Consider the following 19303-nt stretch of genomic DNA (forward strand, 5'->3'; position numbering starts at 1 on the left):
TTAGATTTCCGGACTTGTCTGATTGACATGCGCCCGCGACATCTCAGGTCGAGTTCCCGAAGTATATGGACGGTAAACCAGACAGACTTCTAACGCACCCGTCGCTCTCTTCTTCGCGAGTTGCGCGAGCCGGTTCGTGGAGCTGCCGTCAGCGAGCTGATCAATCTGGTGTGATCACTAGCCTTTTGTCTTCCACCGTGACTCTGACGCGCTGGCCTGCTTCAAAGCCTGCGAGTTCGAGCCAGCGGCCCGCTAGCTTGAGCCATGGGTAAAGCGGCGGGTCAGTTCTTGTCCGCGAGCTCAGGCTGCGGTACCGCCAAGACTGCTGGATGGTTACGCGGCGCTCGGGATGAGCGCGCGATGCATTAATATTGGCGTCAGCCATGGTCAACTCCTGAGTTGAGTTGGTTTTGGTCAGCGGGCTGTGAGTGCTGCTAACACTCATGGCCCGCGCTTCGTTTACTGCATTGAGGCTCCTCCTACCTCCGTGCCTGTGCGAGCACGGTGTCCAACGTTTGTGAGACTGAGTGCTCTTTGATCTTGAGCAGCTGCTCGATTGCAGCGATCTGCTGTTGTAAGCGGGACATCGAGCTGCGCTCGCCACCCCGCCGTGCGATCGGCGTCCCGAATAAATCTTCGAACGAGAGCGTCGACAGTTCGGCCAGTGTTAGAAACATGGACGCCGGCACGCGAGCGCCCACCTTCGTAGTGAGCTGGCGTTTGCTGTGTGATGCCGAGCACCTCGTCCAACTGTTGCTGGGTCATACCTCGCGATTTGCGCGCACTGGATAGGCGCTCTCCGACCTGCCTCAATAACTGTTCATCTTTCACAATCCCGCTTCGAGGGAGAACAAATAAATCAATCCAACACATCGAAGAATTTCTTAATTAACTCATTCTACGCCGTTTTGAAATACAGGATCCTTGACCGCACTTATTGGTATTTGTTTTTTGACGATCGTTTGACACAAGACAGACTGGCAATGTGTGGCGTGCCTTAATTCTTCCGCCACAGCGAGTTCACTTCACCTGCTCAACATGGGCATCCAATACCGTCGGAAACCGAACCATCGGGAGAGCTTCGTTAGATAGCACAAGAAGACGTCACCCGGTTTGATCTTCTCGGCTACATTAAGCTGCCGGCTCCAAAAAACGGAAATATTGCGCGCACAATGAGTGAATGCGTCGTAAGTCTCCGGGGAGAGCAGGTCAATGTAGTATACGGCGACTGCACCGCCTTGATCGTGCGATCGTTGGCGGTCGACACCGGAGTGTTTGGGCCGCCGGCCGGGACGTGAGCACGCGATGAAAGAACTTCTCCACGACTGAGTCGCTAACGTGCGTTCGGCAACTGCTTTCATTCGAGCCATGAAGCCGTTCCATAACGAGATGGCGATGCCGGCCTGGTGCTTGACGGCATGCGCGTCGAACTGTGAGCGGTGCGGCACATTCACGGTACCTGCCGAGTCGCCGAGCGCAATCGCCAGTGTGTTGTTGCAGACGACGCACACACTCGTGAATTGCGCGGTCGTTGCGAGCGTGCCGTCATAAGCGGTGGCGACCCATCGATGGGATCGCCAATTGAGTATTGCGTTAAGGAGTTAGTTTGTGACGACGGCCACAGTAGAGAAAAAGAATCGCTTCACGAAATACTTCCCGCTGTTGCTGGATGCGTTGCGGTCCGTTGCCCCTGATCCAATGCGCCCAGCAGAAGCCCTTGCCTGGATCCGGGCCAACGCTTCGGTTGCTGATGGCGATCTGGTTCGTCATATCCAGGGCGGTAGCCAGTCGATCTTCGAAAACGATGTGCATTGGACCCGGTTCTACCTCATGAAGGCTGGGCTCATCAGCAACGCAAGACGCGGTCTCTGGAGTCTGACGCCCGAAGGCCGTGGCACACAGTTGACGCCCGACGAGACCTGGGATCTATACGTTCGCATCCGCGATGCTAACCGCCCAGGAAATGCGGCGCCCGAAGATGAGGTTTCGGCTCCTGATCTTGAGGAAGAATCAGACGACAGCAAGGCTTACTGGTTTGTCGGAGCGCTATGGGAGGATGATCAACTCCATCGTTTCCTGAGCGAGGGAGTCTGGCAGAACGGCTACACAGACCAATTCCTCGATCAGGTTCGCAAGATCCGACCGGGAGACAAGATCGCCATCAAGGCGGCTTTTGTCCAAAAGCGGCGCTTACCATTTGATGTTGGAGGCAAGTCCGTATCGGCGATGCGGATCAAGGCCACCGGCACCGTTCTGGAGAATATGGGCGACGGCCGCACTGTCCGTGTCGCCTGGGACCCAGTGAAGGCGCCGCGTGACTGGTACTTTTACACGTACCGCAACACGATTGCCCAGGTCGATCCTGAAGCCGAGGATGGGCGTCGCCTCATTGAATTCGCGTTCAAAGGTGCCTCGCAGGATTACACATGGTTCCTGACCCAGCCATACTGGAAAGAGAAGTACGGTGATCGGGTCGGCCTTGTTGCTGAGCATAGCCACAACGACGTCGCTGCCATGGAGGATGCGGAAGAGGTCACGGAGGAAGCATCCCCGTCCTATACAGTCGATCAGATCATTGCCGATGGCTGCTTTCTGTCGGTCGAAGAACTGACTGCGATACTGGCTCGGTGGCGCGCAAAGAAAAACCTGATCCTGCAGGGACCACCTGGATCGGGCAAGACCTGGCTCGCCAAGCGTCTGGGTTTCGCGCTTGTGGGATCGGATGACCGCGATGCAACGCGCTCGCGCTTACGGATCGTGCAATTTCACCCGTCATTGGCGTATGAAGATTTCGTACGCGGTTGGCGTCCTGCCGGAAACGGCCAGCTCGCATTGGTGGACGGCATCCTGATGCAGGCCATCCAGGCAGCAGAGAGCGAACCGGACCTGCCGTTCGTCCTCGTGATCGAGGAAGTCAACCGGGGAAACCCGGCGCAGATTTTTGGTGAAATGCTGACGTTGCTGGAAGCTTCGAAACGCCATCGTTCCGAGGCAATGGAGCTGGCGTACCGCAAGGAGCCGGGCGAGCGGATTCATGTGCCGGACAATCTGTACATTATCGGCACCATGAACGTTGCAGACCGCTCGCTCGCCATCGTTGATCTTGCACTTCGGCGCCGTTTTGCCTTTATCGACCTTGAGCCACGTTTTGACGCGCCGTGGCGCGCGTGGTGTGCTGCGCGCGGTCTTGAGGGCGGGTTGATTGCGGAAATCGAACGCCGGATTGTTGATCTGAATGCCAAGATTGAAACGACCGTTTCGCTGGGCCCGCAGTTTCGGATCGGTCATTCATATTTGACGCCGGATGGCACGGTTGACGACGGTGCAGCCTGGTTCTTCGCTAAGGTCGAAACGGAAATTGGCCCGTTACTGGATGAGTACTGGTACGACTCGCCAGCAACGGCTCGCGATGCCAAGCAAAAGCTACTCGCGGTGCTGGATTGAGCGCGCTCGCCGAAAATTACGTCGCTATCGGGAGTCGGAAGATCGGTCGCATTCCGGTGCGTAACGTCTGGCTCTTGATGCTGTATGCCTCGGATCTAACGCGCATCAAGGAAGCATTCAATGCGTTGGTCGAGGACGATCTTGACGATATTCCCGATTTGGTTGCAAAGCTGCTGGCTCATGCCGTAGAGCAGCGTTTGCGCCGGAACGTTTCGCGCGGATATCAGCATCGGGCGCGGAACCTTACCCGTGTTCGCGGCCGAATCGATATCCTGAGAACCGAAACGCAGCAGCTGATATCCCGAGGCGAGGTGTATTGCCGTTTCGAAGAGCTAACGACCAATACGCCGCGAAACCGCCTTGTTCGAGCAGCATTGGACGTGCTGGCGAGCCTCGTGCGGGCCCGTGACCTGAGCCAGCGATGCCGATCCCTTGCGACGACACTCGGTCGTTCCGGCGTAGCCGGTGTCCGCCCGTCTCGTGCCGAACTGGCGCTAGACCAGATCGGCCGAAATGACCATGAAGACCGGCTCATGGTTGAACTGGCGAAATTGGCATTTGATATGGCTCTTCCGACTGAGCAGGCTGGCCCGACGACGCTCGTTTCTCCCGAGCGGGGCGACGTATGGGTACGCCACCTGTTTGAAAAGGCAGTGCTCGGATTCGCGCGTGTTGAACTTGGGCCCATCGGGTGGCGTGTCCGTGGTGGCACGCGGATGGATTGGCAAATTTCGGCGGCGTCCGATGGCATTGAAGGGATCTTGCCGGGCATGATCACGGACATCATTATCGATGATGTCGCCGCTGGTCGCAGGCGTGTGATTGACACCAAGTTCACATCGGTTCTCGGTGCGAGCCGTTTTGGCGGTGCTAGCCTGAAAAGCCCTTACCTCTACCAGATGTACACGTATTTGCGATCACAAGAGGGGCTCGACTTGCTATGGGGTCAGGCGTCAGGGCTTTTCCTGCATCCAGCTGTCGATGTAAGCATTCGCGAATCAGTCACAATTCAGGGGCATGCCATCGCGTTCGCCACTTTGGACCTTGCGCAAGACGCGCAAACGGTCCGAGCTGAGCTTCGGAACATACTTGCAGGGTAGCTTTCGTCGCATTTCGGCGACAATGGAGCGGAGAGTTCGAGCCGAGCGCAAGGCAAAAGGTCGGTGCCGCGCAAGGGAACATGATTGGGTGCACATTTGGGGGCATGTTCCAACAGTCCTGCCGCGCGAGTGCCATTACTGGTGGGTGCTCCACGGATTAGTTGTCCTTACTGGGACCAAGTTAGCAGGCGAACTGTCGCCTTGAGCAAAGTAGATTGATGTGGACCAAATCCGGTTAACGGCGGCTACACGGACCAACAAAAATAGAAAAGGGTTACGGGCAAATCACCTGCAACCCTCCGGTTTTATTGGGCGGAGGAGGATCGAACTCCCGACCTTCGCATTGCGAATGTAAAAATCTCACTAGTAAATTCGGGGCTTCTGGCGTTTATTCCGATTATTTGCCACAATCTTGCCACACTTCGTTCGAGCGAGCACCGAGAAATGCCGACTATCCGAAAGCGAGCGCAGTACCAATGGGAGGCGCAGGTGCGCCGGCGCGGCTACCCAGCGCAGAGCAAGACCTTCACTACCAAGGCAGAGGCGGAAGCCTGGGCCAACATGATCGAATCGGAAATGTCGCGCGGGGTATGGGTCAGCCGCAGTGAAGCCGAGGCGACCACGCTCTATGAGGCGCTGAAACGGTACGAGAACGAAGTCTCGCTGTTAAAGAAGGGAGCGGCGCAGGAGTTTTCCGTCATCAAGACCTGCAAGGCGGTTGACCTAGCAAAGCGGCCGCTTGCCACGATCCGCAGCGCAGACGTAGCGAAGCTCCGCGACGAATGGCTCAAGGATTACAAGCCCGCGACAGTCCTGCGCCGCTTGGCAGTCTTGTCCCATGTGTTCAATATCGCACGCAAAGAATGGGGCATGGAAAGCCTTTCGAATCCGGTCGAGCTGGTGCGCAAACCGCAGCCGAATAACGCTCGCACCCGTCGCATTGCGACTAGCGACGCACCTGCCGGTACGCCAAGCGGGGACGAGCCAGAGTCAGAGCGCGGCGCAAAGGACGGCGAGCTTGAACGTGTAGTAAAGGCTAGCGGCTCGGCGCTACTCCCGCCCATCATCTGGCTGGCCGTCGAAACTGCGATGCGCCGGGGCGAGATTGTGTCCTTGTCGTGGGTACACGTGGACCTCAATCGCCGCGTCGTACATCTCCCGTCTACGAAGAACGGGGACGCCCGCGACGTGCCGCTGTCTTCGCGTGCCGTTGCAGTGCTCCAAGCGTTGAAAGACTCGCAGGACGCCACGGGCGATCCGATTGAAGGAGACGAAAGCAACACCGGTCGCGTGTTCGAGATTCGTAGCGATGCCGTTACCCGAGCCTTCGAGCGCTCGGTGGCACGCGCCCGCAAAATTTACGTCAATGAATGCAAGACCGCGAAGCTGAAGCCCGATGGCAGATTCCTGACGGATCTTCGCTTTCACGATTTGCGACACGAGGCGACTTCCCGCTTGGCGTCAATATTCCCAATGCATGAACTGACAAAGATCACGGGCCATAAAGACCCACGCATGCTGATGCGCTACTATCACCCCCGCGCCGAGGACCTAGCAAAAAGGCTAACGTAAATTGCCGCCGCGACTTGCTGAAAGTCATGCCCCCAAATGCCTCCGGAAGCGGCCGCCTTCAACGCATTTCGTGAGCAGTTGTTAGTCACAGCAACAAGCCCTTACCGCGCTGAGCCCAGCTTGGGACTGCCTTCCAAGCATCGCGCATCCGGCCGTGCAGCGAATCTGCTGCAGGCTCGAAATGCCGTAGATGCATCCAGAACCGCTCCGAGTGATTGGGTTCAAGCAAATGGCAAAGCTCATGCCAGATCACGTATCGCACTAGGTCACGCGGAAGAAACAATAGCTTGCAGTTGAGGCTAATGCGCCCTGTGGTCGAACAACTCCCCCAGCGCGTGCGCTGATTCTTGACTGCCAAATCTGTGTAGTGCAGACCTACTGGCTCCGCCAAGTTTTCCAACCAAGGCGACAAGCTGATGGTGGCATGACGGGCCAACCAGCGGCGCAAGGCGGAGTGGCAGGCTTCGACATCGCCAACCGCCCCCGCCACAACGATGCGCCCCGGTTGCTCAATGCGCGCCCCTACTGTACAGCCGCGGGTTAGCTTGTACTCCACCCGCCAAGATTCGGCCAGTGCCGGCAAGTCAAATGCCTGAGGTCGCGCGGGAGGCTCGGTAGGAATCAGATGACGTACTGCATCGAAGCCGGAAATTCGTTCGCCAATCCAGTCCGCTTTTTCGGCAACCAGTGCCATCAGCTTCTGGCGATCCAAATGAGGCGGTGCCACGACCACCAGGCCATCACGGGCACTGAGCTTCAGTCGTAGCGAACGCGCCTTGGGGGTAATCTGGATTACGTAATCGATGATCCGCCCATCGGGCAAGACCAATTCTACGTGGTCAGCATCTTTATGCACCATCGCCACCCGTCCCTGGTGGCGCGCTGGGTTTGTAGTGGCGCCGCTTCAAGACCTGAACCAAGCTACTGATAAAACCCATCGCGTCGTCTGCCAACAACCCTGCAGATGAGAATCGGGTAGCGATTACGAGCAACAATCCGCGCGACAGCTCGGGATCGACCGTACTACTGCCCCACCAACCGGGAAAACAATACTTGTCAGCTTCGGCCAGCGTGCCGGCGGCGATCTCGGCTGCCAGGTCGTCGGTGATGGCCGCGTTTCGCGCTTTGACCTTCAACGCCAATTGTTGAGCAACCGGGCGATTGACCTCATCAACGGCGGCGCGGACCGCATCGGTCAGCTTCTCCAGTTCCTCGATCAGTGCGACCCCGGCCAGCGTGCCCGCACGTTTTTCGTCGATCAGGCGCTGCAACTTTTCAGACAGTGGCCGAAAGGACTCTTCTTGATCCAGCCTAATCCGCAGCTCCGCAGACAGCATCGCCTCGATATCCAGCGCCTTGGCATCAGGCTTCTTGTCCTTCAGCTTGGTCAGGAAGTGCTCATCAAGCACGTAGGTCGGAAACTCGGTTTCCAGTTCGTCTACGTCTATGTGCTCACGGATTAGCTCACGCGTGCGTGCGGCATCTTCCTCGGTGACCTCAATGCTTTTGGCGGCGTCCGGGTAAAACTTCTTGCGGTACAGCATGTACAGCTTGGTAAGCCAAGCATAGGGCCGAATATAGTCCCGCAATTGCTCGTCGGGCTGAAGGGTTTCGTACAAGACGCGCAAATTACGATAACCGTTGTCGAACTGCTTTTCGGCACCGTCTACATCGCGCAAGATCTTCATCGCTGTGACGAATGCATCGTGCGCCCCATCGCGCGGTACGGTGTCTAGCGGGAAAAGATCCCAGACCTGTTGGAAGGTCCTGCGGAAGTGTTCACGAATCGTATCGAACGGGAACGCGACATCACCCAATTCGTCCGGGCGGAAGTTCAGCGCTTCGTTCAAGTGGTCGAAGATGCCGTAGTAATCCAGTACCAGGCCGTGGCCCTTCAACTCATTGTAGGGTCGATTCACGCGCGCAATGGTCTGCAGCAGAGTGTGGTTCAGCAACTTTTTGTCGAGGTATAGCGCCTGCAGGATCGGTGCGTCGAAACCAGTAAGCAGCATGTCGCAGACCACCAGGATCTCCACCTTGCGGAAAGCCTTGTCACGGTGCTCCTCGTTTTCCGACTGCGCGGGAATCAGGAACTCATTCAACAGCTTCTTGCGCTTGGCCTCGCTTAAATACAAGGCCTGGATATCCTCTGGGTCCTTCTGTGGCGCCTCGGAAATGACTGCCATCACGGCATCATCATTTAACCGTTCCCGTAAGGCAGTGGCGTAGAGCTTTACCGCCTGCTTGTCGCGGCACACCAGCATGCCCTTGAAACCGTTGGGGCGAACGTGCTCCATGAAATGCTGGACCACGTCATCTGCGATCTGGCTGATCCGCGTCGGCTGGAACAGCAGCGCATCCAACCGCGCGCCCTCGGTAGTAAGTTTTTTCTGCTCTTCTTCTGGCAAGTGGCCAAACTCGCGTTTGAAGGCAAGATCCAACTTGGTGCCATGCAACTGCCAGTCGGTCACGCGTGGCTGCCAGTGGATGGGCTTCACCACGCCATCGCGCAGGGCATCCGTCACCGTGTAGGGCCGGCCCATGTAGCGCTCGATCTTGCCGTCCTCTTTCATGTAGCCCCAGGCCTTTGGGGTGTTGTGGTCGTCGTTTTCGATGGGAGTGCCGGTGAAGCCAAACAAAGAGGCACCTTCCAGCGCTGAACGCATGTAAGTTCCCAGCTCGCGCTCCTGAGTCCGATGCGCCTCATCTGCCATCACGATCACGTTCGGCCGCTGTTTGGTGACGTGCTTGGGCATGCCCTCGAACAGGTGGACGGTAGTGAGGATCACCCCTCGGTAATCGCCACTGAGCTTTTCCTCCAAGTCACGCTTGTTGGCTGCCACGTGCACGTTGTCCGTACCAGTGGAATTGAGCTCGCGGTCCATCTGGTCGCCCAACTGTTCACGGTCCACCAGCAAAATGACCGTGGGCTGCTGCAGCTGCGGATCTTCCCACAGGCTACGAGCCGCGTAGATCATAGTCAGCGTCTTGCCCGAACCCTGGGTGTGCCAAATCAGGCCACGGCGCTTTTCGGCGGGCAGCGTCAGATTGGTGGCGCGGTTCAGAATGTCCTTCACCGCCAAGTATTGCTGGTAGCGCACCACCACCTTCTCTGTCTTGCCATCCTTGGTGACGAAAACGATGAAGTGGCGGATGAAGTCAAGCAAGTTGCTCCGGTCAAACAGGCCATAGAGCGACACCTTCATCTCGTCAAATTCGTCGATCTCGTGCGGCCACGGGTCGCGCCACTGAAGCCAGAACTGCAGCCGGCGACCTGGCACGCCGTACATCATCCGCGTCTCGTTTACGCCGACGCCGAAAGCATTGGTGTAAAAGAGCTGGTCAATCTCCTCGGCATACATGCCCAGTTGCTTCGCACCTTCGCGCCAATCGGGCTTGCTGCGGCTAGCCGTCTTGGCCTCGATCACCACAATGGGGATGCCGTTGATCAACAGCACGATGTCGGGCCGGCGTGTCGACCGGCCATCAATCGAGAACTGATTAGTCACCCACCAGTCATTGGCGTAGATATTCTCATAGTCGATGAGGCGAACGTCCTGCGCGTTTTCAGCCGCATCAAACTTGTAATTAACGCCCCCTTTCAGCCATGCCAGCCATTGCTGGTTGTCGCGGCAACCTCGCAGCTTCGTGACGATGGCGTCAACCCGCGCGTCGTTAGTCAGCACTGAAGGGTTCAGAGCCTTGAGCTTCTCGCGCAGCAGCGGCAGCAGCAACACTTCCCGCTCATCCGGCCGGTATGATTTCAGGAAATCTCGCGAGCGCCAGGTCCAGCCCAGCTGGCCAGCCTTCAGGTGCTCGATGATTTCACGCTCAACGGTGGTTTCCTCGTTGAACAGCGTGCGCACCGCATAGGGGGCCGCCCCCTGCGTAACCTCAAGCATAAATGGTCTCCCCTGGAACTCGTATTTTGCCGGTGAGCAGGTTCTGCAGCAGGGAGTGCTGAACTTCCCCAAGTGCCTGAAGCTTCTTTTCCTGTGCGCTGAGCTGTCCCTCTATGCTGTCTAGCACCGCGACAATTTCTTTCTGCTCCCCAGGTGGTGGGCACGCGAAAAGCTCACGACAAATGTCCCGTTTGCTCATCATCCAAAGCCCACTGCCGGATTCAGCCTTGGACTGCAGTCGCGTTAGAAACGCCCTAGATTGCCAGAGGTATGGCACGAACCGGTCAACAACTTGGGCAGCGTCGAAACGCAAACGAATCAGCTTGTCCGAATAGATTGTGTCTACGTCCGGGGTCTGACGAAGCAAGCCGCCGGTTCCCACATAGTCCCGATTCCCGTTGCCTCGCAATACGAAAAAGTCACCGACCTGAGTTCGATACCGATCAATCTCATCCTTCGAAACGTCAACGTAGGTGACATCTGCAGGACTACAGACACCGTCCTTGATACAGCTGACGTTGAGAATAGGGGTTCCAGGCGGGTCTGGACGGGAGAGCGGAGATGTTCCACTGTCTGGTTTTTCGGCAAGGACGGATCTGATCGTTCGAACCGTCCATCCGCGCGGAACCGGTCCGATCTTTGTATCCTGAAATTCACCATGCCTACTAGGCATGCCCGCAATGAACAATGAACTCATCAGCGACCGCTTCAGCTCCCGCGTTGCATCCAGTTCTATCCGTGCCTTTTGAATGGCATCATCGGCGAGCTTAAGGGTGGCGGCGATGCGCCGTTGCTCATCAACTTGAGGCCGAGGCAGCATTAAGCGCTGATAGTCCCGCCAGTTGAGATTGCGCATCTGCGTGGACTGCTGCTGCACGCGCTCCACAATGCCGGTGCGCTGCAACTCGAACAGCGCCCAGCCCAAAAAGTAAGGATCCACCTTCTCAGGGTCAGGCCTCAGGACTTGCACGAAATTCGAGACGGTCGCGCCAGGTATGTCGTTCTCGACGAAGCCAATACGACCAACTGGCTGGTCGGGGCCGCCGCCCGAGCGCTCAAGCAGCAGATCTCCCTGATGGAGCTCGAACTGCTCGGCTTTTTCCTTGGGAAAGTAGCGGGTAGCTACGTCGCTAAAATCAAGCTGACCGTTGTTGGTGAAGTTGGTCGAGCGCATCACAGCAACAGCCTGCTCCCCTTCATCATTCCCCCAGTCACCTGCGAAGTGTTCGGCAATCAAGGCTCTCAGGGGCGCCGCGCACCAATCAGCCGGGATATCGCCTAAGATGGTTCGGAAACGGTGTGTCAGCATTACGCAGCTCCCCCGATGCTAGCCAAGAGCGTCTTCAGTGCGCTTTGTGCCGCGTTCGCTGCGTCGGTCGACGACTTCAGTCGCTCAGCGGCGTTACTGAGCTGCAGCACCTTTTCTGGCTCGAAGGTGTCGACGTAACGAGGCAGGTTCAGATTGAACTCGTTGTCTTCGATTTCTTGTCGTTCGACCAACGAGAAATAGCGTCGAGCCTCATCTTCGCTCTTGCAGATGCGCAGAACGTCAGCAGCCGCCTCGCGCAAATGAGCGATTTCGCGCTCGGCGGCGAGCTTCACCTCCTGTTCACGGGCGTCGCGCTCTTCCTGCAGCTTGCTCAAATCCTTGACGGCACGGGCAATCTGCTTGTGGTGGGTTTTGATGGCGTCGATCAGCTTCTTGCGAGCGCTGTCGAATTTCGACTTCGAGGTGGCCAACTGGGTCTTCAGCGCTGCCTTGTCGCCACGCCCTGCGGCTGCAATTTCGCGCTCGACACGTTCCACCTCTTCCAATAGCGGCACCAATGGATGGAAGTAGGGATGTTCCGGCGTGATGGCTTCTTTGACCGCCTGTTGCTTCAGGTCTAGGCTATTCAGGGCGGCCAACTCGGTTTGAATAGTTGACAGCGGCTGCAGCACCGGGCCGTAAGCGTCCTCGATGTCAGCTAGCCGCGCGTCACGCTGCTCCTCGACTTCGCGGATCAGTTGCTCCTCGTGTTCTGGCACGATTCTCTGCGCGGTGGCCAGATTGCCGAACGCGCGCCAAGGAACCAAAATGCGCATCAGGTCCGAGGGGCGTAGCAAGTTTTGCGGATTGCCCTTCTGAAAGTGGCGCGAGGCCCAAATCATCAGGATCTTGTCCTTGCGATCGACAGGTTTGGCCTTATTGAGCAATATCAGGCACCCGGGTACGTTGTTGCCATAGAACAGTTTGCCCGGCAGTACGATGATGGCCTCGATCAGATCGGCTTCGATGAAGCCACGGCGGATGATGTATTCGGCATCGGCCCTCTGGTTTTGACCGTCCTCCTCTTCAGTCTGTTCGGGCTGCCCACGGAAAAGTACGCCCTGCGACATCACTACCATGCCCTGGCCGCCAATGCCAGTGTCTGGATCGGGATCCTTGAGGGACTTGACGATCTGCGCCATCCAGGCCCAATCGCCATTGCTGGCCGGCGGCATGCCGTACGACAGACGGCCGAATTTGTCGCCCGCCACTACGGTGTCGTAGCCCCAGTCCTCCAGCGAGAACGGTGGATTCATAATGACGCGGTCGAACTGCTTGAGGCGGTTGTCGGCCGTGAGGTGGCGCGGATCGCGCAGGCTGTCGCCCTGCTTGTGCTCCCACACCGGAACGCCGTGCAGGAGCATGTTGATGCGCGATATGTTGTAGGTGGCAACGTTGGATTCCTGCCCGTGCAATTGCAACTGGCGCACATCTCCACCATGTTTCTTGACGTAGCGGAGGCACTGCAAAAGTAGGCCACCGGAACCGCTAGCCCAATCGCAAACGGACATGCCAGCTCGCGGTCGTATTACTTCGGCCATCAGGAAGCCGACCTCGGCAGGGGTATAAAACTCGCCGCTGGACTTGCCGGCCTTGCTGGCGAAGTTGCGAATCAAATATTCGTACGCGTTGCCGAACAAATCGTCGGAGACGTGGGCGCGGTCGAAAGTTTGACTGCCAAAGTGATTTATGAGGTTGACCAGCTTGTCGCGCGGCAACTCGTCCTGCTTATTGAAATCGATTTTGCCAGTAAGAATGCCGTCGAAATTGTTCTGGCGATGTGCGTTGGCCCGCTCGATGGCCAACATGGCATCGTTCAATGCTTGGCCAAGGTGGGCCTTGGTGGTCCGAGCCACAGTTGCCCAAGCGGCCGCCTCGGGAACGATGAAGTGATGATTCTGCGGATCCCGCGCCAGCAGCAGAGCCTGATCCTGAGGCATACCCGCCTGAGTCAGGGTGACAACCTGAGTACGAACTTCCTCCTCGAAGCAATCGCTGATGCGTTTGTAGAACAGCAACGCGAACACGTATCCGCGAAATTCAGAGTGGTCGGCATTGCCACGCAGAATGTCAGCAGCCTTGTCGAGATAACTTTCAAGCTCGCCTTGAGTCATCCGACGTGTGGGACGGATGATGATAGGCAACTCGAGGGTGTTGAGGATTTCTTCAAGGTTCATTGTGGGTACGATCGCAGTGCAAGCTGGCATGCTCGGCCCAGAGCGCAGCTCCGTGCCAAGGAAAAATGTTTGATGAGGTCGCTTAGCGGGCTTCTTGGCGCGCCTTGCAAATAGTTGTTCGTGAGACGTTGTATCGCTCCACGATTTGGCTGACCGGGATAGTTGGGTCGGACATCAGCCGCTTGATCTCCCTAGTTCGTTCTGCATCCGACTTCGGCTTGCCCCCTCCCCCCGGACCGGCCCCGAGCGCATGCCGTCGCCAAACCCCAGCACGTTCCCGAATCAGGTTGTGCTCGAGCTCTGCCAACGCAGCAAAGACATGGAACGCGAGCTTGCCGGTAGCACTAGAAGTCTCGACCTTTTCGGCGATGCTCTCAAAGTCGATTCCCTTTTCTTCCAGTTTGGCGACGATGTGTACCATATTGGGCAAGCTGCGATCAAGCCGCCACACTACGAGGGTGTTTCCCGCGCGCAAGCACCTTTATTCGGTGATAAAGCTCACGGCAGCCAGTCGTATCACCGTTTGCCATTTCTTCGCAGACGGGCCGAACACCTGCGATTTGCAGCGCAACGCGCTGCAAATCCAAGCTCTGATCATCAGGCGAAAGGCGGACATATCCGATCCGATGATTCATACACGGTTTTTCGGACGCTGAAAAATTGACGAGAATTTTAACAGCCAGAGGGGCCTTTGGACTGCATTTAGCGTGTTCCACCCCGACGTCAGGAAAGTCACCGTTTTCTTGACTAGCACTCGACACCCGCGTTTTCGGGTTGCCGGTGACGACCGACGGGAAATAGACAAGCTCAAGGGCTTGCGGGCGTACGTGCGCTCGATCCGGCCGGACCTGCCGGCGTGCGCTCACTAGCTTGCTGCGCTTTGCGTATCTTGCGGTCCAGCCGCCGGGCCTCCTTCTCCAGCGCGTCAATCTGCCGGAGGAACGGGCGCATCTCATCCAGCAGCTGGGCCTCCCGCTCCTGAAGTTGCGGGACCACGTGCGTGTAATCCCACTCGTATTGTTTCAGGGCGAGCCGCGTATCGGACCACGCGCGATCAATCGGGCGCAGGTTGGACCGCAGCTCGCGCAGCTCCTGCCAGATGGCTTTCTGCCGCCGCTGGTCGGCCTTGATAAGGGCCATCCGCCGCAGTTCTTCAGCCAGTTCGGGGCTTATGGTCATGAACCGTGTCTGGTGGACGAAGGATGGTCGAACTCCCGATCTTGGCGTTGCGAACGCCGCGCTCTCCCATTTGAGCCATCCTCCCATCAGGCGCAGTGTGCGTTAATCGTAATCCATCCCATGCCCGTTTGGGGAATGACAGTTTTTTCCTACTGGGTAACGCCTCATATACTTACAAAAAGCAAAACCGGCCTCGCGATCACCGACAGGGACCGGCCGCCGTCAGGCGCAGTCCGGCCAGAAAGCGTCATTCGATCGGCTGAGCGCTCGGACGTTCGAGGGGCAGCTCTAACGTTGAGAACCAGCCATTCGACTTACTAACACGCTCATCGAGGCAGGGGCGAGTCCTAGCGGTCTATGGCATGATCATCGGCCACCATTCCGGCATCCTGTCGTGTTGAGCCAGCACCGAACCGTTCTTTACGATCGCGACGGGCCGGTGTGTACGCTCACCGTCGTCACGGTCCCGAGAGTTATCAAAGAACATGGCTAGCTGTACGATCTGTAGAGCTTTCTGCGCGTTGGCGAAGACTCTCGGGAAGCGCGTGTGCTGAACGTCGGAGGGTACATCATGCCCTCCCGTCGCGACTCGATGGTGAACGCGTTCTTGGGCAAGATCGACGTCATTGACACCAACAAACAACATCACAACGTAGTAGCCTGCGTCCACTCCACGTTGCAATTCGGCGAGCTTGTAACCGTACGTGTCTGAAAAGACAGTCTCGTAGACGAAATGACATTGCGCACCAGAGGGAGCAGATAACTTCAGCTCACGACGGCGCGTTGCTTCCGATTGCGCTAGACGGGCGGTTTCCGGCGTCTGCGGCGCATTCGGATCGTCCTGCGCCGCCTCGTTCAGTTCACGCTCAATCTCGTCGGCGTTGATGTACTCAGCCTCCAGCGCGTCCTCGAGCATCGGCTCGAGCAATTGACGCCATAGCGTGGTCTTGCCCGCCCCATTGGGACCGGCGATCATGACCATCACTGGTTTGGTTCCCGCGCCTGCCCCGAACTCGTCAAGGAACGCATTGAAAAGCTGCTCACCCGTCAATCCAGATCCATCCCAAATTTGTCCGCGTTCTTCCGCAGGTTTTCAATACCCTTCTTCAATGCGATGTGCTGCTCAACGCGATGCTGCTGAATACGGGTGGTTGGGTTGGTCGCGCGCGCCAGCAGTTCATACACCTGCGCGAATTCGCCAGAATCCAGCTGAGATGCAATGAGCATCTGTAACAGCGTCGTGTTTCGCCCTGGAATGGGCTCGACCAGGTATTTTCCAGCCAGCGGCGCATAACTGCCCCATTGCTTGGCCAGTTGATACAAGCGCCACAAGCGGGTGCGGTTGGACAGATTGAGCTTTTCCATCCGGTCTGTGCGCAACCATGCGTAGACCGTGATGCGCTCGATATGCAGGACTTGCGCGAGTTGCGTGACGTTGAGCCCGAAAGCCTTGCGCAATTCCTCCACCATCTCAGCCGGCGTTGTCAGCGCCGGTTCGGACTGACGCTGCAAGGAACCGAGCTTGAAAGGTAGTGGCACCGCAGCGTTGATGCTTGTCCCAAGGTATTGCCGGACGTCGCTAAGATCGATCACCACGGTCGGCACGGCCGTGCCACAGTCGACCAATACGGCCATCACCTGCCGAACACTGGTGGCCCCGGATTGATGCCACATCGCGTTGGATCCGATCGCCCTACCCAATTTCGCGTCACGCTCGGAAGCGTAAATCATGTGTTGTCTCCTCTCGCTGCTTCGGGATCCCATTCGCGCTGCGCCAGCGGCGTAATCATGGCGCGAAACGCCGACGATACGTCGGTGTGCATTTGGGTAAATAGCTGGCTCAGTGTTGCCCGATCGGCCCGGTGTTCACCGTCAACCCATCGGTCGCTGTCGATCACGCCGCACTCTCCGGGCGCTGGTGCCGACTGCTGGCGTGGACTCAGCATTCCCTGCAAGTCCATCGGCAACGACGGGACACCAAATCCACGCATGAACTGCAGGCGCATTCTGCCAGCGGAATAGGCGACGTCCACCATGGAAACGTGTAGATCTGGCCCGCGCGTGGCGCCGGGCAGCGCTGGCATCCCGTTCAGGTTCCATGGCGCGTTGACGTAGTCTTCTGGCCTTCGGCCATGCTGAGGCACCAGAAAATCCACATAGCGCAGGCCGAGTCGCGTTACGGTGCTTACCTGCACATCGTCGAGTGCATTGGTGATGTCGAGCCACGCCTCCCGGAAGTGAGACGAGTCAACATACGACGTAACGGCATACGTGAGGGCACCTTGCTGGACACGAACCATCGCGTCCACGTCGGTATTAACGAGGTCGTAAGCAACCTCAGGGGTAGCCCGCGGCAGGCTGGGTGCCGCATCAAGATTGATCTCGATACTCACGCCATTGGTCTGACTAATAGTCGGAAACTGAGCTCCGATCCGCTTCACGATCGCGTCGCGCAGATGTTCCGGCGCAGCTGCCCCATTCGGTAGAAATCGAACCTGAGCGAGTACAAAAACCAAGGGCGCGTTCGCCCACTGCCCCTTGCGGGGGGTGGTATCGCTAGCCAAACAACCTCCTTCCTCAATGATCCATAAAAATATTTTACACGAGACTTTACATCTTACACAAAATCTGACACACTGATTCCATCTTACACGATATCTAACAGTCGGATCCGTTTGATGGGAGTCACACTATGAGTAATGTTGCGCAGCACGCGACGAAAATCGTCCTCAATCTCGACGAAATCGAGGTACACCAAGAGAAGCTGACATACGCGCAGCTGGTGCACCTGGCCTATCCGCAGGACCCGCCTGCGGATACGTCAGATTTCATCTACACAATCACGATCACCTACCCGGACGGGGAAAGCCTCTCGCTGGCGAGGGGAGATAAGCCGGTGGCGGTCAAGGAAGGGATGGTGTGCCATGTCCGCAAAACCGGTCGTTCTTGATTCAGTGCTCGCCCCGTTCCTTGCGGCGGGGCTGCGAGTAACGGTGCAGGGGGCGCACCTGCTTCTGCACGACGTGCCCGTGGTCGACAACCAGAGGCAACTGCGGCTGGGCACCCTGGTCGCCACGCTCGTCTATACCGACAGCCAGGTGACACCGCCGGCGACCCATCAAGCGTGGTTCGATGGCCCGTTCCCCTGCTTCGCGAACGGTTCAACGATGGAGCAGTTGCGACACACCGACGTGGCGGGGGGAATAGTCGCTCCTGGCGTTCCGGCCAAGTTCTTCTTCTCGAACAAGGATGACGGCTGGACGGGTTACACCACCCACTTTGAACAACTGATGCACTACTGGCGGATCATCACGGACCAGGCGCGTGTAATTGACCCAAACTGCACGCGGCCCTTGGGCCCTGGGTCGTCGCTGGTGGCACCTCGAACTGACCCATTCCGCTATCCGGACGCCTGCTCCGCCCGCGGAAACTTCGTGATGGTCTCAGAGCGGCTAGCGAATCTCCGCATTGCAATCGTGGGACTTGGCGGGACCGGGTCCTATGTGCTCGACCAAGTAGCCAAGACACCGGTACGTGAAATCCACCTGTTCGACGGCGACATCTTCGAGGTCCACAACGCGTTCCGGGCACCCGCGGCAGCCAGTGAATCTGATTTCGGCAAGACCAAGGTTGCGTACTTCTCCGCGCTGTATGAACCGATGCGGGCAGGCATCATCGAACATCCTGCGTATGTGACGGAAGTCAACGTTGGACTGCTCGGGCAGTTTGACTTCGTCTTCGTCTGTGTAGACAAGGGGCCCGCGCGGAAATTGATTTGCTCCCATCTGATAGACCAGGGTGTGCCCTTTATCGACTGTGGCATGGACATGTCGCTGTCCACCGCGCAGCAGATCTTTGGTACGTGTCGAGTCACAATAGCCACGCCGGCCAGGAACAAGCACTTCTTCGATCGCGCTCCAACGATGGAAGACGCCGGTGATGCGCTGTACGACCAGAACATTCAGATTGCTGACGCCAATGCGCTCAACGCAATCCTCGCCGTCATGCGCTGGAAGCAACACTTCGGCTTCTATGCGATGAATTGGGACTGGCACCACCTCGAATTTGCCATCAGTGCGATGGCTTTGGCGAGGGCCGAGAGACCCGAGGGAACGGATGCGAATTGACCGAATCACGCCAGAGCTGGTCGAACTTGCGCCCCGGGCGTTGCAACCGGGCCGGCTCTACATCAGCGAGAAGTACCGAGCCGCTGTACACCTCTGCTGCTGCGGATGCGGAGAAAAGGTCGTGACGCCCCTCTCCGCCGCGGAATGGCAGCTTAAGTTTACAGATGGGCGCGCGACGCTACATCCCTCTATCGGGAATTGGTCGATGGCCTGTCAGTCGCATTACTTCATTCGCGACAACCGAGTGGTCTGGAGCGGGCAACTGTCGAAGAGGCAGATTAAAGCCGTCTTTGATCGTGACTTGCGGGATCTGCGAGCGGTGCATCGTGGCACCGAAGAGCCGCGCGCAGAGGAGAGGAGTGTCCCAAGTCCCGCCCCTTCGGAGTATGCACGGCCGCGCACCGGTTGGCGCGCACGACTGAAGGCGTTCTGGCAATGGCTGACCCGCTGAGCGGATCATCTGAAGGAAGGACTGAACCTTTTTCCTCGTTGG

At 57.7% G+C, this 19303-nt stretch carries 18 protein-coding genes and 1 pseudogene; 7 read left to right on the plus strand and 12 right to left on the minus strand.

From position 1 onward, the window contains the following. Positions 1-160: 160 nt before the first annotated feature. The 3 genes and pseudogenes from VSR34_RS30200 to VSR34_RS30210 all read right to left on the minus strand — a co-directional run. Positions 161-445, minus strand: a complete 285-nt coding sequence (locus tag VSR34_RS30200) for a SymE family type I addiction module toxin (RefSeq protein WP_342964325.1) — start codon at positions 443-445, stop codon at positions 161-163. A gap of 14 nt (positions 446-459) precedes the next feature. Beyond that, positions 460-873, minus strand: a complete 414-nt coding sequence (locus tag VSR34_RS30205; protein WP_342964326.1) for a helix-turn-helix transcriptional regulator — start codon at positions 871-873, stop codon at positions 460-462. Positions 874-1126: 253 nt separating this feature from the next. Continuing rightward, positions 1127-1562: pseudogene (locus VSR34_RS30210) on the minus strand (DUF932 domain-containing protein); the annotation flags it as partial. Positions 1563-1608: 46 nt separating this feature from the next. On the opposite strand from VSR34_RS30210, the gene VSR34_RS30215 reads away from it, so the two are divergent. The 3 genes from VSR34_RS30215 to VSR34_RS30225 all read left to right on the plus strand — a co-directional run bounded on the left by VSR34_RS30215 (position 1609) and on the right by VSR34_RS30225 (position 6116). Continuing rightward, positions 1609-3444: an AAA family ATPase gene (locus VSR34_RS30215; RefSeq protein ID WP_342964327.1), complete on the plus strand. Its 1836-nt coding sequence runs from the start codon at positions 1609-1611 to the stop codon at positions 3442-3444. After that, positions 3441-4544, plus strand: coding sequence for a 5-methylcytosine-specific restriction endonuclease system specificity protein McrC (gene mcrC, locus VSR34_RS30220; RefSeq protein ID WP_342964328.1), 1104 nt, complete (start codon positions 3441-3443; stop codon positions 4542-4544). The genes VSR34_RS30215 and mcrC overlap by 4 nt, the downstream gene beginning before the upstream one ends. Before the next feature lie 444 nt (positions 4545-4988). Beyond that, a complete protein-coding gene (locus VSR34_RS30225) occupies positions 4989-6116 on the plus strand; it encodes a site-specific integrase (RefSeq protein ID WP_342964329.1) in 1128 nt (375 codons plus the stop codon). 85 nt (positions 6117-6201) lie between these two features. Here the strand turns inward: VSR34_RS30225 and VSR34_RS30230 are convergent, their stop codons facing one another. From VSR34_RS30230 to VSR34_RS30250, 5 genes are all read right to left on the minus strand, one after another. Continuing rightward, entirely contained in the window at positions 6202-6975 is a 774-nt protein-coding gene (locus tag VSR34_RS30230; RefSeq protein WP_342964330.1) for a SprT family zinc-dependent metalloprotease, read from the minus strand. Next, positions 6965-10018 (minus strand): type I restriction endonuclease subunit R, encoded by a 3054-nt coding sequence (locus VSR34_RS30235; RefSeq protein ID WP_342964331.1) that lies wholly within the window; start codon positions 10016-10018, stop codon positions 6965-6967. The genes VSR34_RS30230 and VSR34_RS30235 overlap by 11 nt, the downstream gene beginning before the upstream one ends. Further along, the gene (locus tag VSR34_RS30240) at positions 10011-11327 is read right to left on the minus strand and encodes a restriction endonuclease subunit S (protein WP_342964332.1); all 1317 of its coding nucleotides are present in this window, start codon (positions 11325-11327) and stop codon (positions 10011-10013) included. The genes VSR34_RS30235 and VSR34_RS30240 overlap by 8 nt, the downstream gene beginning before the upstream one ends. After that, positions 11327-13504, minus strand: coding sequence for a class I SAM-dependent DNA methyltransferase (locus VSR34_RS30245; RefSeq protein ID WP_342964333.1), 2178 nt, complete (start codon positions 13502-13504; stop codon positions 11327-11329). Before VSR34_RS30245 ends, VSR34_RS30240 begins: the two co-directional genes overlap by 1 nt. A gap of 82 nt (positions 13505-13586) precedes the next feature. Then, complete coding sequence (locus VSR34_RS30250; protein ID WP_342964350.1) at positions 13587-13925, minus strand: recombinase family protein; 339 nt, start codon at positions 13923-13925, stop codon at positions 13587-13589. On the opposite strand from VSR34_RS30250, the gene VSR34_RS30255 reads away from it, so the two are divergent. Continuing rightward, entirely contained in the window at positions 13824-14168 is a 345-nt protein-coding gene (locus VSR34_RS30255; protein WP_342964351.1) for a hypothetical protein, read from the plus strand. The genes VSR34_RS30250 and VSR34_RS30255 overlap by 102 nt on opposite strands. A 143-nt stretch (positions 14169-14311) precedes the next feature. Here the strand turns inward: VSR34_RS30255 and VSR34_RS30260 are convergent, their stop codons facing one another. The 4 genes from VSR34_RS30260 to VSR34_RS30275 form a co-directional block, all read right to left on the minus strand. Beyond that, on the minus strand, positions 14312-14683 hold the full coding sequence (locus tag VSR34_RS30260) for a hypothetical protein (protein WP_342964334.1): 372 nt from the start codon (positions 14681-14683) through the stop codon (positions 14312-14314). Positions 14684-15038: 355 nt separating this feature from the next. Then, positions 15039-15734, minus strand: a complete 696-nt coding sequence (locus VSR34_RS30265; protein WP_028371437.1) for a zeta toxin family protein — start codon at positions 15732-15734, stop codon at positions 15039-15041. Continuing rightward, positions 15731-16414, minus strand: a complete 684-nt coding sequence (locus VSR34_RS30270) for a hypothetical protein (protein WP_342964335.1) — start codon at positions 16412-16414, stop codon at positions 15731-15733. The genes VSR34_RS30265 and VSR34_RS30270 overlap by 4 nt, the downstream gene beginning before the upstream one ends. Continuing rightward, positions 16411-17247 carry a TIGR04255 family protein gene (locus tag VSR34_RS30275; RefSeq protein ID WP_342964336.1) on the minus strand — a complete coding sequence of 279 codons (837 nt, stop codon included), beginning with the start codon at positions 17245-17247 and terminating at the stop codon, positions 16411-16413. The genes VSR34_RS30270 and VSR34_RS30275 overlap by 4 nt, the downstream gene beginning before the upstream one ends. Before the next feature lie 128 nt (positions 17248-17375). On the opposite strand from VSR34_RS30275, the gene VSR34_RS30280 reads away from it, so the two are divergent. The 3 genes from VSR34_RS30280 to VSR34_RS30290 are packed head-to-tail and all read left to right on the plus strand — an operon-like array spanning position 17376 to position 19261. Continuing rightward, entirely contained in the window at positions 17376-17633 is a 258-nt protein-coding gene (locus VSR34_RS30280) for a multiubiquitin domain-containing protein (RefSeq protein ID WP_028371434.1), read from the plus strand. Next, a complete protein-coding gene (locus tag VSR34_RS30285) occupies positions 17608-18810 on the plus strand; it encodes a ThiF family adenylyltransferase (RefSeq protein WP_028371433.1) in 1203 nt (400 codons plus the stop codon). Before VSR34_RS30280 ends, VSR34_RS30285 begins: the two co-directional genes overlap by 26 nt. Then, complete coding sequence (locus tag VSR34_RS30290) at positions 18800-19261, plus strand: DUF6527 family protein (protein WP_028371432.1); 462 nt, start codon at positions 18800-18802, stop codon at positions 19259-19261. Before VSR34_RS30285 ends, VSR34_RS30290 begins: the two co-directional genes overlap by 11 nt. The last annotated feature ends 42 nt before the right edge of the window (positions 19262-19303 follow it).

Origin of the sequence: Paraburkholderia sp. JHI2823, assembly GCF_038900695.1 — a bacterium.
GTDB lineage: Bacteria > Pseudomonadota > Gammaproteobacteria > Burkholderiales > Burkholderiaceae > Paraburkholderia > Paraburkholderia mimosarum.

What these genes read in the sequence shown, in the direction of transcription:
- VSR34_RS30200 (WP_342964325.1), bottom strand. Translation starts at nt 445, where the DNA reads ATGAGTGTTAGCAGCACTCACAGCCCGCTGACCAAAACCAACTCAACT.
- VSR34_RS30290 (WP_028371432.1), top strand. Translation starts at nt 18,800, where the DNA reads ATGCGAATTGACCGAATCACGCCAGAGCTGGTCGAACTTGCGCCCCGG.
- VSR34_RS30285 (WP_028371433.1), top strand. Translation starts at nt 17,608, where the DNA reads ATGTCCGCAAAACCGGTCGTTCTTGATTCAGTGCTCGCCCCGTTCCTT.
- VSR34_RS30230 (WP_342964330.1), bottom strand. Translation starts at nt 6,975, where the DNA reads ATGGTGCATAAAGATGCTGACCACGTAGAATTGGTCTTGCCCGATGGG.
- VSR34_RS30255 (WP_342964351.1), top strand. Translation starts at nt 13,824, where the DNA reads ATGGAACGCGAGCTTGCCGGTAGCACTAGAAGTCTCGACCTTTTCGGC.
- VSR34_RS30260 (WP_342964334.1), bottom strand. Translation starts at nt 14,683, where the DNA reads ATGACCATAAGCCCCGAACTGGCTGAAGAACTGCGGCGGATGGCCCTT.
- VSR34_RS30240 (WP_342964332.1), bottom strand. Translation starts at nt 11,327, where the DNA reads ATGCTGACACACCGTTTCCGAACCATCTTAGGCGATATCCCGGCTGAT.
- VSR34_RS30280 (WP_028371434.1), top strand. Translation starts at nt 17,376, where the DNA reads ATGAGTAATGTTGCGCAGCACGCGACGAAAATCGTCCTCAATCTCGAC.
- VSR34_RS30205 (WP_342964326.1), bottom strand. Translation starts at nt 873, where the DNA reads ATGTGTTGGATTGATTTATTTGTTCTCCCTCGAAGCGGGATTGTGAAA.
- VSR34_RS30270 (WP_342964335.1), bottom strand. Translation starts at nt 16,414, where the DNA reads ATGATTTACGCTTCCGAGCGTGACGCGAAATTGGGTAGGGCGATCGGA.
- VSR34_RS30245 (WP_342964333.1), bottom strand. Translation starts at nt 13,504, where the DNA reads ATGAACCTTGAAGAAATCCTCAACACCCTCGAGTTGCCTATCATCATC.
- VSR34_RS30225 (WP_342964329.1), top strand. Translation starts at nt 4,989, where the DNA reads ATGCCGACTATCCGAAAGCGAGCGCAGTACCAATGGGAGGCGCAGGTG.
- VSR34_RS30250 (WP_342964350.1), bottom strand. Translation starts at nt 13,925, where the DNA reads ATGGTACACATCGTCGCCAAACTGGAAGAAAAGGGAATCGACTTTGAG.
- VSR34_RS30235 (WP_342964331.1), bottom strand. Translation starts at nt 10,018, where the DNA reads ATGCTTGAGGTTACGCAGGGGGCGGCCCCCTATGCGGTGCGCACGCTG.